Annotated in this window: 12 protein-coding genes; 3 read left to right on the top strand and 9 right to left on the bottom strand. The window is 74.0% G+C overall.

The window, feature by feature from the left end:
* Nucleotides 1-66: 66 nt before the first annotated feature.
* The 7 genes from OIU81_RS32035 to OIU81_RS32005 all read right to left on the bottom strand — a co-directional run bounded on the left by OIU81_RS32035 (nucleotide 67) and on the right by OIU81_RS32005 (nucleotide 6,172).
* Nucleotides 67-999, bottom strand: a complete 933-nt coding sequence (locus tag OIU81_RS32035; protein WP_443074078.1) for a hypothetical protein — start codon at nucleotides 997-999, stop codon at nucleotides 67-69.
* Nucleotides 996-1,157 (bottom strand): hypothetical protein, encoded by a 162-nt coding sequence (locus OIU81_RS32030; RefSeq protein WP_329153428.1) that lies wholly within the window; start codon nucleotides 1,155-1,157, stop codon nucleotides 996-998. The genes OIU81_RS32035 and OIU81_RS32030 overlap by 4 nt, the downstream gene beginning before the upstream one ends.
* Entirely contained in the window at nucleotides 1,157-2,680 is a 1,524-nt protein-coding gene (locus OIU81_RS32025) for a hypothetical protein (protein ID WP_329153426.1), read from the bottom strand. The genes OIU81_RS32030 and OIU81_RS32025 overlap by 1 nt, the downstream gene beginning before the upstream one ends.
* A gap of 166 nt (nucleotides 2,681-2,846) precedes the next feature.
* Nucleotides 2,847-3,491, bottom strand: a complete 645-nt coding sequence (pcp, locus tag OIU81_RS32020; RefSeq protein WP_329153424.1) for a pyroglutamyl-peptidase I — start codon at nucleotides 3,489-3,491, stop codon at nucleotides 2,847-2,849.
* A gap of 94 nt (nucleotides 3,492-3,585) precedes the next feature.
* On the bottom strand, nucleotides 3,586-4,554 hold the full coding sequence (locus tag OIU81_RS32015) for a DUF979 domain-containing protein (RefSeq protein ID WP_329153422.1): 969 nt from the start codon (nucleotides 4,552-4,554) through the stop codon (nucleotides 3,586-3,588).
* Nucleotides 4,551-5,261, bottom strand: coding sequence for a DUF969 domain-containing protein (locus OIU81_RS32010; RefSeq protein WP_329153421.1), 711 nt, complete (start codon nucleotides 5,259-5,261; stop codon nucleotides 4,551-4,553). The genes OIU81_RS32015 and OIU81_RS32010 overlap by 4 nt, the downstream gene beginning before the upstream one ends.
* Before the next feature lie 167 nt (nucleotides 5,262-5,428).
* Nucleotides 5,429-6,172, bottom strand: coding sequence for a GntR family transcriptional regulator (locus OIU81_RS32005; protein ID WP_329153420.1), 744 nt, complete (start codon nucleotides 6,170-6,172; stop codon nucleotides 5,429-5,431).
* Between the two features lie 301 nt (nucleotides 6,173-6,473).
* Here OIU81_RS32005 and OIU81_RS32000 point away from each other — a divergent pair, with 301 nt between their 5' ends.
* From OIU81_RS32000 to OIU81_RS31990, 3 genes are read left to right on the top strand one after another with little or no spacing between them, the layout of a single operon-like run.
* Nucleotides 6,474-7,250 (top strand): LamB/YcsF family protein, encoded by a 777-nt coding sequence (locus OIU81_RS32000; protein WP_329153419.1) that lies wholly within the window; start codon nucleotides 6,474-6,476, stop codon nucleotides 7,248-7,250.
* Complete coding sequence (pxpB, locus tag OIU81_RS31995) at nucleotides 7,247-7,867, top strand: 5-oxoprolinase subunit PxpB (protein ID WP_329153418.1); 621 nt, start codon at nucleotides 7,247-7,249, stop codon at nucleotides 7,865-7,867. Before OIU81_RS32000 ends, pxpB begins: the two co-directional genes overlap by 4 nt.
* Nucleotides 7,867-8,730 (top strand): biotin-dependent carboxyltransferase family protein, encoded by an 864-nt coding sequence (locus tag OIU81_RS31990; protein ID WP_329153416.1) that lies wholly within the window; start codon nucleotides 7,867-7,869, stop codon nucleotides 8,728-8,730. The genes pxpB and OIU81_RS31990 overlap by 1 nt, the downstream gene beginning before the upstream one ends.
* Nucleotides 8,731-8,803: 73 nt before the next feature.
* On the opposite strand, the gene OIU81_RS31985 is transcribed toward OIU81_RS31990, so the two are convergent.
* A complete protein-coding gene (locus tag OIU81_RS31985; protein WP_329153415.1) occupies nucleotides 8,804-12,439 on the bottom strand; it encodes a hydantoinase B/oxoprolinase family protein in 3,636 nt (1,211 codons plus the stop codon).
* Nucleotides 12,436-13,365 carry an SGNH/GDSL hydrolase family protein gene (locus OIU81_RS31980; RefSeq protein ID WP_329331427.1) on the bottom strand — a complete coding sequence of 310 codons (930 nt, stop codon included), beginning with the start codon at nucleotides 13,363-13,365 and terminating at the stop codon, nucleotides 12,436-12,438. Before OIU81_RS31980 ends, OIU81_RS31985 begins: the two co-directional genes overlap by 4 nt.
* Nucleotide 13,366: the final 1 nt, after the last annotated feature.

Below are 13,366 nucleotides of genomic sequence, written 5' to 3'. Positions count from 1 at the left end.
ATGCGGGCGGTCGGAACGGGCAGTGGTCGGGCGGCCGGGGGGAACGGCCGCGGTCGGGCGGTGGCGTCAGCCGGAGTGGAAGGGCAGGCCGGCGTCCGAGACCAGGTCGAGGTCGTCGGTGTCCTCGCCCGGCAGCAGCGCGGCGCTGCCGTCGGCGACGGGGACGATGCCCAGCTCCAGGAGCTCGGCCATGGCGGCGCTGCCGGCCATGTCACGGACCTGGAGCTGATAGCGGGCAGTGGTGCGGTAGGCGCCGCCGGAGTCGTCGCCGGTGCGCTGGAGGAAGCCGGAGTCGACGAGGAAGGTGACGGCCTTGGCGATGATCCCGGTGGTCGAACCGGCCAGCCGCCTGGCGTCCTTGGTGGCGCCGGTCGCGCTGCGCCGCGCGTAGATCCGCCAGGCGGACTCCAGGCCGGGGGCGTCGGTGACCGGGTCGGTGTTCTCGCCCTCCTGCTCGGCACGCTCCTCCAGACGGCGACAGGCCTGCCGGACGAAGGCATCCACGCCGTTGACCGTGATCCGGCCGATGTAGCCGTCGTCGGCGAGGTCCTCGGGGCGGGGGAAGGCCAGCGCGGCGACGGCGAGATGGGCCAGGCCGTGCAGGAAGCGGTCGGCGGAGTCGGCCGAGGCGCGGCGGGCGTAGTCCCCCATGCGGACGGCGAAGACGGAGTCCTCGGCGGCGGTGACGGCCATCCCGGCGCGGGTGGAGACCTCCAGGACGACCAGGCCGAGACCGGTGGCGACGGCGTCGGCGAGCCGGGCGAAGGCGGGCTCGTCGCGGTAGCGGCGCAGGAGTTCGCCGTATTCGGCGTCGCGGGCAGGCAGCAGCTTGGGCTGGAGGCCGAAGGAGACCAGCCGGGCGGCGTCCGCGGCGTCGGCGGGGGTGACGGGCGCGGGGCCCGCCGCGGCGGGGGGCCCGGCGTCGGCGGGGGGCACCCAGCCCGGCTCACCGGCCCCGGACACCGGGTCCGGCTGCGGCGCGTCGTCGTACTGGGTCACGGAACAAGCTCCTTGCGGGGGACGGTCTCGGACATCTCGTGGCGGCACGACGGCGGGGCGCCGCCCGGGGCGCGCCGGGCCGGCCGGACCGGGCGGTTGGCGCCGTCGGCCCGGCAGGCGGTGCCGTCGGCCCGGCGGGCGCACCGGGCGCGGGCCATCACGCCACCTCCGAGCGGTCCGCGGCCATGCCGGCGGCGTCCAGCAGTGCCGTGCCGACGATGAGGTCGGCGCCGCCGAATTCGGGGTCTATCAGCTCCTCGCCGTCGTCGACGGCGAAGAGCAGCTGCTGCTCGCCCTGCCGGTAGGCCGTGCCGACCGGCGGGCTGGCGGCGTGCACCGCCAGCAGGGCGACGAGGTAGGGGAGTTCGGGATCGCCGCGGCGTGCCTCGGCGAGGAGTCCGGAGAGCCGGCGCGGGGCGTCGGCGGGCAGCGTCAGCAGCGCCATCGCGGCGTCGAGCTGGGCCTCGCTGAAGCGGCTGTCGTCGGGGGTCGCCACCAGGTCGGGCTCGGGCATCTCGGCGCCGAGGTGCTCGCGCTCCACGGGCGGGGTGAGCAGCACCTCGACGAGGTCGCCGACGCGGACGGCGGAGGGCGTGCGCAGGCCCGTGCCGTGGGTGAAGAAGGCGTCGGTGACCCGGATGGCCTGCTCGGCGGGGAGCGGCAGCACGGGGGCGACGAGCTGGCCGTACAGATCGAGTCCGGAGCGGGCGACCGGGGTGGCGAACGCCTGCCGGTCCTGCTCGGCGCGGAAGAGCGGGCCGGCCTCCAGCAGCCGGGACTGGAGCTGGGTGTGGCGGCGGATGCAGTCCTTGACGATGTCGACGAGCTCGGCGGCGCGGCGCTTGTGCTCGGGCTCCTCGGTCTCGTCGCGGGCCTTGCGGATGTTGGTGAGGATGGCGTTCTCGTGGCGGTAGCGGTCCGCGACGTGGTCCAGCGCCTCGTTGATCATGTCGGGGACGGTTTCCAGCCAGTCGACCGCGCGGACGTTGCGGCGGGTGGCGTCCAGGGTCCGGCGCAGCGTCTCGGCGTACTGCACGGTGCGGTAGCGGGCCTGTTCGGCGGCGAGCTGGGCGTCGGCCAGCCGGCCGCGGTTGATCAGCACCTCCAGCTTGACCTCGGCGGCGATCTGGGCGCTGGTGACGTCCGTGTCGAGCGCGCCGACCAGGACGTTGACCGCTTCGTCGGTGGCCCGCAGATAGACCGTGCCGCCGGCGCCGGGGACCTCCTCGATGAGCTTGAAGTCGTAATCGCGGCGGACATATTCGCCGTCGGTGGTGAAGGTGCCGTAGACGGCGCGGAAGCCGCGGTCCACGCTGCCGACGTTGATCAGGTTCTCCAGCACCCAGCGGGCCACCCGCTCGTGCTCGCCCGCGGGGCGGCGGGAGGCCTGCGCGGCGACCCTCGGGAGCACCCTCGCCACTATTTCCTCGTGGTCGGCGCCGGTGTCGAAGTCCATGTTGAGGGTGACCAGATCGATGACGGCGAGCGCCACCTCCGCCATGGCGTAGACGCCGTATTCGCCCGCGAGGTTGGCCTTGCGCACATCGAGGTCGTGCAGCGGCGCGGTGCACGCCAGCGCGCGCAGCCGGCGGGCCAGGCCCTCGTCGGCGGCCGGGCCCGGCGCGGGCCGCTGAGGGCCGTTGAGCTGGGGCGCAGCGGCCCCCGGGGCGGGAAAAGTCACGTCGCACAGAGTAGGCGCTCGCACTGACAACGGACGAAACGGCGCGGATCCGTGCATGGGTGGAACCGCTGGTGGATCCGTTGACGGGCCGCCCGCGCCCGGCGCACCAGTTTACGACGCGCCCCGCCGCGGCCTGTGGCCAGGTCCTTCACCGCGGTGCCGCCGCTCAGTGGGTGGTGCCACCGGCGACGCGGATGTCGGTGCGGGTGTGTGCGGCGGTGACGGCGATCTCGCACAGGGCCCGGGTGACGGCAGTGACCGGGAGCGACGGCTGGGCGCGGTCGAGGACCTGCTCGGGCGCGTAGGGGACGTGGACGAAGCCGCCGCGCAGATCCGGCAGTTCGGTGGCGATGAGGTGGGCGAGGCCGTAGAAGACGTGGTTGCAGACGAAGGTGCCCGCGGTGTGGGAGACCGACGCGGGCAGCCCGGCGGCACGGACCGCGGCCACGCATGCCTTGACCGGCAGGGTGGAGAAGTATGCGGCGGGGCCGCCGGGCACGATCGGCTCGTCGAGGGGTTCGGCGCCGGAGGCATCGGGGATGCGGGCGTCGTCGAGGTTGAGGGCGACGCGTTCGACGGTGATGTCGGGACGGCCGCCCGCCTGGCCGGCACACACCACGATCTCGGGCCGGGTCTCCTCGATCGCGGCGCGCAGCACCGCGATCGAGGCTCCGTAGACGCAGGGCAGCTCGACGGCGGACATCTCGATGCCGGCCGGCGGTGCCGCCGCGGCGGCGCGTACCGCCTGCCAGGAGGGATTGGTGGATTCGCCGTCGAACGGCGCGAATCCGGTCAGCAGTACCCGGGTCATTCGGTCTTCCTCGGTGCGGTTCGTCCGGCGGCGGGGGCGGTGCACGGTGGCCGGGGCCACCGTGCGGGAGGGTGCGGCAGTCGCGGGCGGTGGTTCAGAAGGCGAACAGCGCCATGATCACGATGTTGCAGCCGAGCAGCACACCCGCGGTGGGCAGCTGCGCCTTGATGGGCCCGTACTGGTCCTTCAGTTCCAGCAGGGCCGCGGGGACGATGTTGAAGTTGGCGGCCATCGGCGTCACGAGCGTGCCGCAGAATCCCGCGAGCATGCCGAGCGCCAGGACGGCGGCGGGGTTGCCGTCGAAGTGGCCGATCAGGACCGGCCAGCCGACGGCGGCGGTCATCACGGGGAAGGCCGCGAAGGCGTTGCCCATGATCATGGTGAACACGAACATGCCCACGCAGTAGACGACGACGGCGAGGTAGAGCGAGTCCTTGGGCAGCACGGAAGTGGTGAGCCTGCCGACCTGGTCGCCGACGCCGGAGACCTGGAAGATGGCGCCCAGCGTGGCCAGCATCTGCGGCAGCAGCATGGCCCAGCCCATCGTCTCCAGCATCGAGCGGCCGGACTCCACGGGCACGGAGATCCGCTTCTCCCGGAGCATGATCATGCCGACGGCGAGCGCGACGACGGCGGCGATGCCCAGGCCCAGGATGGTCTCGCTGCCCTCCTGGAGGACCGGCTGCCCACCGAAGGAGAGGTGCTTGACGCCGATGGCGCAGGCCATGGCCACCACGGGGATGGTGAGCGCGGGGACGAAGAGCTTGTTGCCGAGGCGGGCGGCGGAGGCGGTGCGCTCCTCGGGGGTGGTGGTGCGCGGGGTGCCGCGCCCGGTGAAGCCGAAGCCGGCCAGCACGGCCATCAACAGGACGGCGACGCCCAGCGGCTCGGCCGGCACCTGCTTGGTGACGACCCAGCTGCTGTAGATGAAGCCGGCGCCGATCAGGCCCCAGAAGGCGCCGGTGCCCAGGCGCTTGGGGTTGCTGCGGTCGGTGACCATCCGGGCGGCCATCACCAGGAAGCTGAGGCCCACCAGCCAGTAGAACCACTCTGCCTTGATCACTTGGCGGCCTCCACCACTGCGTTGTCCGGGACGTTGGCGGTGAGCAGTTCGCGTTCCAGCTGCCGGTCCAGTCGCAGCAGCCGCCAGCCGTGGACCACGAAGGCGCACACCGCGGTGGGGATCGCCCACAGCGCGAGCTGCAGCGGTTCGAGGTGGGTGCCGTAGGTGGTGTTGACGAAGCCGGTGATCAGCAGGATCGAGCCGACGGCGAGGAAGACGTCCTCCCCGAAGAACAGACCGACGTTGTCCGCGCTGGCGGAGAACGACCTGACCTTCTCCCGGGTCCGCTCCGGGAGTTCACCGAACCTGCGCTCCGCCGCGCCCTCGGCCATGGGGACGGCCAGCGGGCGGACGGTCTGGGCGTGACCGAAGACATTGGTGAGCCCCACCGCGGCGCCGATCTGGCGCAGGCCCAGATAGAGCGCGAGGTAGCGGCCGGTGGTGAGCCGGGCGAAGCGGGCGATGAGGTTGCGGGCCTGTTCCTGGAGGCCGTAGCGCTCCAGGAGACCGATGACCGGGAGGGTGATCGCGAAGATGGTCACGGCCCGGCTGCCGGCGAAGCCGTTGCCGAAGGCGGCGAGCACCTTGCCCGGTGACAGTCCGCCCAGCAGGCCGGTGGCGATGCCGGCCACCCCCACGACCAGGAGGGGATTGCGCTTCGTGGCGAAGCCGATCACGACCACGAGCACGCCGAGGAGCACGATCATGGATCCGCCTTCCGCGTACGGGGACTGCCGGAGTTCGGGAGTCCGTTGATGAGGAGAAGATTGCAGCGGAGGCTAGGCGATTGTTCAACGATCCGACAAGGGGTCTGCGCGAACGGATATCCAGCGGGCCTTCGGGACACCCGCCGAGACCCTCACACGCCGGGCCCTCACCCCTCCGCGATGCGCTGGGCGTAGGCGCCCGAGAGCTGGCTGCGCGCGTCCTCCAGGTAGGCGTGCAGCAGCCGCTCGGCCTCCGGGGCGTCGCCCGACTGCAGGACCTCGGCGATCTGGCGGTTGCGGGTCAGATAGGGCGCGTAGAAGCGCCGGGGGTCGGCCATGACGTGGAAGACCAGGCGGAGCTCGGCCAGCACCCCCCGCATCAGCTCCTCGGTGCGCGGGCTGCCGGCCAGGGCCACGATTCCCTGATGAAAGCGGATGTTCGCGGTCGAAAGGTCCTGCCACTCCCGGGCCTCGGAGGCGGCCTCACCGGCCTGCACGGCGGCCTCGATCGCCGCGATGGCCTCGGTCGCCGCGGCCCCGTAGGGCCCCTTCCCCAGGCTCCGTACCGCCGCGCACTCCACGAGGGTGCGCACCCGGTAGATGTCGTTCAGGTCCTCGACCGTCACCACCCGCACGAACACCCCGCGGTTGAGCTCGTGCACCAGCAGCCGCTCATGGGTCAGCAGCCGGAAGGCCTCGCGCAGGGTGTTGCGCGAGACGCCCAGCGCGCCGCCGATGCTCTCCTCCGAGAGCCGGGCGCCGGGCGGGAAGTACCCCTCGGCGATCCGGTCGCGCAGGATGTCGGCGACCCGCTCGGCGGTGCTGGCGCGCCCCAGCCGGTCGCGGTCCCGCTCCAGGCCCGCGACCTCGGTGAGCCGCCCCTGATCGTTCTTCGCCGCGCCGCCGGTCATGCCGCTCCCCGCTCTCGTGCCGTACCGGGGCGGCCTGCGTGCCGCCCCGGGGTCGTATGAGCGGAAGTCAATCCCAGACGGGGGGACGAAACAACGCACCTGCCGTCGGATGCCGCACACCTCTTGTCGGATCGTTCAACGATCCCCTACGTTGTCCCCGACGCCGGTCGGCTCGAGCGCCCTCGGGGGAGAGTCGCTGCGGTACGGGCCGGCCGGCCGGGAAGCACCGCCCGCCGCCACCCGCGACGAGCCGCCCGCGCCCGCATCCCACCGGCATCGAGCACCCCTGGAACGGACAGACATGAGCGACCCGGCGGCTCCTTGCGTCATCGACCTCAACGCCGACCTCGGGGAGGGCTTCGGCCGCTGGCAGCTCACCGACGACGAGGCCCTGCTCTCCGTCGTCACCAGCGCCAACGTGGCCTGCGGCTTCCACGCCGGCGATCCGTCCACGATGCGCCGGGTGTGCGAACTGGCCGCCGGGAACGGCGTCGTGATCGGCGCCCAGGTCTCCTACCGCGATCTGGCCGGCTTCGGCCGCCGGGCGATGGACGTGCCGCCGGACGAACTCGCCGACGAGATCACCTACCAGATCGGTGCGCTGGAGGTCTTCGCCCGCGCCGCCGGTGCCCGCGTCGGCTACGTCAAACCGCACGGCGCGCTCTACAACCGCTGTGTCCACGACGCCGAGCAGGCCCACGCCGTCATGGCCGGCATCCGTGCCGCGGGCGGTGCCCTGCCGGTCCTCGGCCTGCCCGGCTCCCGGCTGCACGAGGCGGCCCGCGCGGCGCGACTCCCCGTCGTCGGCGAGGCGTTCGCCGACCGCGCCTACACCGCCGAGGGCACCCTCGTGCCCCGCCGGGAGCCGGACGCGGTGATCCACGACCCGGACGAGGTTGTCAAGCGCGCCCTCGGCATGGCCCGCGACCACGCCGTCACCTCCCGCGACGGCACCCGCGTCGCCCTGACCGCCCGCTCCCTGTGCCTGCACGGCGACACCCCCGGCGCCGCCGGCCTCGCCCGGCGCGTGCGGTCCGAACTCAGCGCGTCCGGCATCCAGGTCCGGAGCTTCGTATGAAACCCCTGCCGGTCGGTGAACACGGGCTGCTGATCGAGCTGGACACCGCGGAGGAGGTCGAGGCGCTGCACGCCGAGCTGCTGCGGCGGGTCGCCGACGGTGCCCTGCCGCCGCTGCGCGAGATCGTGCCGGCCGCCCGTACGGTCTTCCTCGACGGCCTCGCCGCCCCCCGCGGGCTGCTCGCCGACATCGCCTCCTGGCACGTGCCGCCGCCGGCCGCGGGCGACCGCCCGGCCGTGCGGATCCCGGTCCGCTACGACGGCCCCGACCTCGCCGATGTCGCCGCCCTGTGGGACGTCACCCCCGAGGAGGTCGTCCGGCTGCACTCCGCCACGGAGTTCCACGTCGCCTTCTGCGGTTTCGCCCCCGGGTTCGGCTATCTGACCGGACTGCCCGAGCCGCTGCACGTCCCGCGCCGGGACTCCCCCCGCACCAAGGTCCCGGTCGGCTCGGTCGCCCTCGCCGGCCCGTACACCGGCGTCTACCCCCGCTCCTCCCCCGGCGGCTGGCAGCTGATCGGCACCACCGACACCGTGCTGTGGGACCCGCGCCGGGAGCCGGCCGCGCTGCTCGCACCCGGCACCCGCGTCCGCTTCGTCCCGCAGGAGGCCACCTGATGACCGACCGCGCCTTCTCGGTCGTCCGGGCCGGTGCGCTCACCACCGTCCAGGACCTCGGCAGGCCCGGCCATGCCCACCTCGGTGTGCCGCGCGCCGGCGCCCTGGACGCGCCCGCGCACCGCCTGGCCAACCGCCTGGCCGGCAACCCCGGGTCCGCCGCCACCCTGGAGACCACCCTCACGGGCTGTGCCGTACGGGTCCGCACGGCCACCACCGTCGCGGTCACCGGCGCGCCCTGCCCGGTGACCGTCGACGGCCGCCCCGCCCCCTGGGGCGCCCCGGTACGTGTCCCGGCGGGCGCCGTCCTGGACGCGGGTCCGGCCACCCACGGGCTGCGCTCCTACCTCGCCTTCGCCGGGGGCGTCGACACCGAGCCGGTCCTCGGCAGCCGCGCCGCCGATCTGCTCTCCGGCCTGGGCCCCGACCCGCTCACCGAGGGCGCGGTGCTCCCCCTGGGCGCTCCGCACGGCCCGCCGGCCACCGCGGACGCCGTCCCGCACCCGGGCCCGGTGGCCGAGCTGCTGCTTCCGTTCCTGCCCGGCCCGCGCGACGACTGGTTCACCGACGCCGGTCTGCGCACCCTGGTCACCGGCCGGTTCCGGGTCTCCCCGGCCGGCAACCGCATCGGCCTGCACACCGAGGGCCCGGCCCTGGAGCGCGCCCGGGCCGGCGAACTCCCCAGCGAGGGCATGCCGCTGGGCGCCCTCCAGGTCCCGCCGAACGGTCTGCCGGTCCTCTTCCTCCACGATCACCCGACCACCGGCGGCTACCCGGTCATCGGCGTGGTCCCCGAGCGCTTTCTGGCCCCCGCGGCCCAGGCGGTACCCGGGACAACGGTCCGGTTCCTGCGGATGCGTTAGGTGCGCCGCCCGGGCACGCGGAGGTGCTGGGTGTCCCGCGCGGGCACGCCGCCGTCCGTACCGGCCCCCGCGGTCAGCCCTCGTCCGGCGTCCCGTACCCGCCGCCGCCCGGCGTGCGGATCACCAGCACGTCGTCCACGCCGACGTCCGCCGCGTCACAGCCCGCCAGCTCCTCGCGCGAACCGCACGCCCGCTCCAGGGAGTTGGCGCCCAGCGCCCCCGGGGCGCCGCCCGCCATGCCGTACGGGGCGACCCGGCGGTGATTGGTCAGCAGCGCGACGGTCATCGGCTCCAGGAAGCGCAGCCGGCGTTCGACGCCGCAACCGCCGTGCCAGCGGCCCCGGCCGCCGCTGCCGGAGCGGACGGTGAAGGCGTCGACCCGGACCGGGTAGCGCCATTCCAGCACCTCGGGGTCGGTCAGCCGGGAGTTGGTCATATGGGTCTGGACGGCGTCCGCGCCGTGGAAGCCGTCGCCCGCGCCCGATCCGCTGGCGACGGTCTCGTAATACTGCACCCGGTCATTGCCGAAGGTGAGGTTGTTCATGGTGCCCGAGCCCTCGGCCTGGACGCCGAGCGCGGCGTAGAGGGCGCCCGTGACCGCCTGGGAGGTCTCCACATTTCCCGCGACGGTGGCCGCCGGGAAGACGGGGGCGAGCATCGAGCCCTCCGGGATGCGCACCCCTACGGGCTTGAGGCAGCCGCTGTTGAGCGGGATGTCGTCGGCGATCAGGGTGCGGAAGACGTAGAGCACGGCCGCCATCACCACCGAGGTGGGCGCGTTGGCGTTGCCGGGCTGCTGGGGTGAGGTGCCGGCGAAGTCGAGCACGGCGCTGCGGGCGGCGCGATCGACGGTGAGCGCGACACGGATCTCGGCCCCGCTGTCGGTCTCGTAGCGGCAGCTGCCGTCCGACAGCCGCGCGATGATCCGCCGCACCGATTCCTCGGCGTTGTCCTGGACGTGCCCCATGTAGGCCCGGACGACGTCGAGCCCGAACTGCTCGGTCATGCGGCGCAGTTCCTCGATGCCCTTCTCGTTGGCGGCGATCTGGGCGCGCAGATCGGCGAGGTTGGCGTCCGGGGCGCGGGAGGGGTAGCGGCCGGTGGTGAGCAGCTCGCGGGTGGCGCCTTCGCGCAGTTCGCCGTCGCGGACCAGCAGCCAGTTGTCGAAGAGGACGCCCTCCTCCTCGATCGTGCTGCTGAAGGCGGGCATCGAGCCGGGGGTGATGCCGCCGATCTCGGCGTGATGGCCGCGAGAGGCCACCAGGAAGAGCAGGTCGGGAGGGGTGCCGGCGGGGCCGTCCGGGGCGTCCTGCGCGAACACGGGGGTGACGACGGTGACGTCCGGGAGGTGGGTGCCCCCGTGGTACGGGTCGTTGACCGCGTACACATCGCCCGGCCGCATCTCCCCGCCGCGCCGTCCGAGCACCTCCTTGATGGACTCCCCCATCGAGCCCAGATGCACCGGAATGTGCGGAGCGTTGGCGATCAGATTGCCGTCGGCGTCGAAGAGGGCGCAGGAGAAGTCGAGCCGCTCCTTGATGTTGACGGAGTGAGCGGTGTTCTCCAGGCGGACGCCCATCTGCTCGGCGATGGCCATGAAGAGGCTGTTGAAGACCTCCAGCATCACCGGATCAGCCTCCGTGCCGGCCGCGACCCGGTCGGTACGCGGCCGGGTCCGGGTCAGCAGGAGGTGGCCGCCCTCGCCCGCCGCGGCCTGCCAGTCGGGGTCCAGGACCGTGGTCGCGTCCTGCTCGGCGATGATCGCCGGGCCGGTGAGGACATCGCCCGGGCGCAGGTCGCCACGCCGGTGGAGGCTGGTGTCCTGCCACCGTCCGGACGTGTACATCCGGACCGTCGCGGCGGGCCGCAACTCCCCTTCCCGGCCGCCGGGTCCGGCCTCGTACCCCCGTGCGCCGCCGGCCGTGCCGCGCGCCTCGACCGAGACCGCCTCGGCCACCAGCGGCTTGTCCATGGTGAAGGCGTAGCGCGCGCGGTGCGCCCGGACGAAGTCCGCGGTCATGGTGTCGGCGTCGGCCAGCGGGACGCCGAGGGCCGAGTCGGTCCCGGCGTAGCGGATCAGCACCCGGGCCCGCGTGGTGATTGACGCCTCCGGGACCCCGTCGTCGAGGAGTTCGCCCCGGGTCTGCCGGGCGAGCGTGTCACAGACCTCGCGCAGGCGGCGCAGCCCGTCGGGGTCCGTGAACTCCGTCTCGACGGCCTGTTCGCGCATCGCGGTGGCGTCGGCGACACCGATGCCGTACGCGGAGAGCACCCCGGCCAGCGGGGGGACCAGCACCGTGTCGATGCCCAGCGCGTCGGCGACCGCGCAGGCGTGCTGGCCGCCGGCGCCGCCGAAGCTGGTGAGGACGTAGCGGGTGATGTCACGGCCGCGCTGGACGGAGATCTTCTTGACGGCGTTGGCCATGTGGAGCACGGCGATGTCGAGGAAACCGGCCGCGACCTCCTCCGGGCCCCGGTCGTCGCCGGTCTCGGCGGCGGCCCGCGCGGCGAGTTCGGCGAAGCGCGTGCGGACCACCCCGGCGTCCAGCGGCTGGTCGCCGTCCGGTCCGAACACCGCCGGGAAGTGGTCGGGCTGGATGCGCCCGAGCACCACCTGGGCGTCGGTGACGGTGAGCGGTCCGCCCCGTCGGTAGCAGGCCGGCCCCGGGTCCGCGCCGGCGGAGTCGGGACCGACGCGGTAGCGACGGCCGTCGAAGTGGAGGACGGAGCCGCCGCCGGCCGCGACGGTGTGGATGTTCATCATCGGGGCGCGCATCCGCACGCCCGCGACCTCGTTGCCGAAGACCCGCTCGAACTCGCCCGCGTAGTGAGACACGTCGGTGGAAGTGCCGCCCATGTCGAAGCCGATCACCCGGTCGTGCCCGCCGGCCTCGGCGGCGCTGCGGGCCATGCCGACGACACCGCCGGCCGGTCCGGACAGCACCGCGTCCTTGCCGCGGAAGTGATCGGCCTGCCGCAGCCCGCCGTTGGACTGCAGGAACATCAGCCGGATTCCGGGGAGTTCGGCGGCGATCTCGTCGACGTACCGGCCCAGGATCGGGGAGAGGTAGGCATCGACGACGGTGGTGTCCCCGCGTGGCACCAGCTTCATCAGCGGACTGACCTCGTGCGAGCAGCTGACCTGCGTGAACCCCGCGCTCCTGGCCAGTTCGGCGACGGCCCGCTCGTGGTCGGTGTGGCGGTAGCCGTGCAGCAGCACGACGGCGGCGCTGCGCAGGCCGTCCGCGCGGGCCCGGATCAGCGCCCGGCGGACGGGATCGGCGTCCAGCGGCCGGACCAGCTCGCCATGGGCGCCGATCCGCTCCGGTACCTCGATCACCCGGTCGTAGAGCGCCTCGGGCAGCACGATGTGCCGGTCGAAGATCCGCGGGCGGTTCTGGTAGGCGATCCGCAGGGCGTCCCGGAAGCCTTCGGTGGTCAGCAGGACGGTCGGCTCGCCCTTTCGCTCCAGCAGGGCGTTGGTGGCGACGGTGGTGCCCATCTTGACGACGGAGACCCGCTCGGCGGGCACCGGTTCGTCCGGGCCGAGCCCCAGCATCATCCGGATACCGGCGACCGCGGCGTCCCGGTAGCGCTCGGGGTGGTGCGAGAGGAGCTTGCCCGTGACCAGCCGCCCGTCCGGCCGCCTGCCGACGACGTCCGTGAACGTGCCGCCGCGGTCGATCCAGAACTCCCAGCGCCCGGTCATCCTGCCATTGTCGCAGCGCCCTTCACCGACCCGGAGGTTTTCCCCAGCGCGCCGCCGCCCGGCTCGGTCAGGGCGGCCAGCGCGGTGCGGGTGGCGCGCTCGGCCGCGGCGTCCAGCAGCCGGCCGGAGCCGGCCACACCGTGCCGGCACTCCTGGAGGGCCAGGGCGAGCAGGCCGGGCAGCAGATCCGTGCACCGGTCGGCGACCCAGCGGGTACCGCGGGTCGCCATCCACACGGCCGATCCGGCGCGGGTCGGCGGCGGGCCGTCGAGGGCGAGCGCGGGCGGCGGCCCGACGGGCAGGCCGGCGCCGGCGAGCGCCGTGTGGAAGCCGCGGGCCAGCAGCCGGTGGCCGCGCTCGCCGGGGTGCAGCCGGTCCACGCTCCACGAGGCGCGCTCGGTGACCCAGGGGTGGTCGGCGAGGTGCAGATGCACGCCCTGATAGCGGGCGGAGACCGCGTGGACCACGGTGTTCACCGCGCGCATCCGGCGGGCGAGGGGGCGGGACAGCGGTCCGGGCAGCCCCAGCATCCGGCCGGGGTCGGGCAGACAGGCCGTCAGCACCACGGCCCCGTCGGCGCTCAGCGCGCCGTGGGCCCGGTCCAGCGCGGCCGCGACCCGCTCGATGGCGAAGGATGCGCGCAGGGTGTCGTTCGCCCCGACGATCAGTGAGGCGAGCCGCGGACGCAGCTCCCGGGCCACGGGCAGCTGCCGCTCGGCCACGTCCGCCGTCTGTGCGCCGCTGTGCGCCAGGTTCACCAGCTCCACCGCGCCCGGCCGTTCCCCCAGCGTCCCGGCGAGCAGGGCGGCCCAGCCGCGCCAGCCGCCGCCCGCCACGGGATCGCCGAGCCCTTCGGTCAGCGAGTCTCCGAGCGCGACGAAACGGGCCGGAACCGGGAGGCGGCCGCCGCCCGCGGCCGGTGCCACT

The organism is Streptomyces sp. NBC_01454 (genome assembly GCF_036227565.1).
GTDB lineage: Bacteria > Actinomycetota > Actinomycetes > Streptomycetales > Streptomycetaceae > Streptomyces.
Note: the sequence above shows the minus strand (reverse complement) of the source record. Positions and strands in the feature narration are given on the sequence as shown.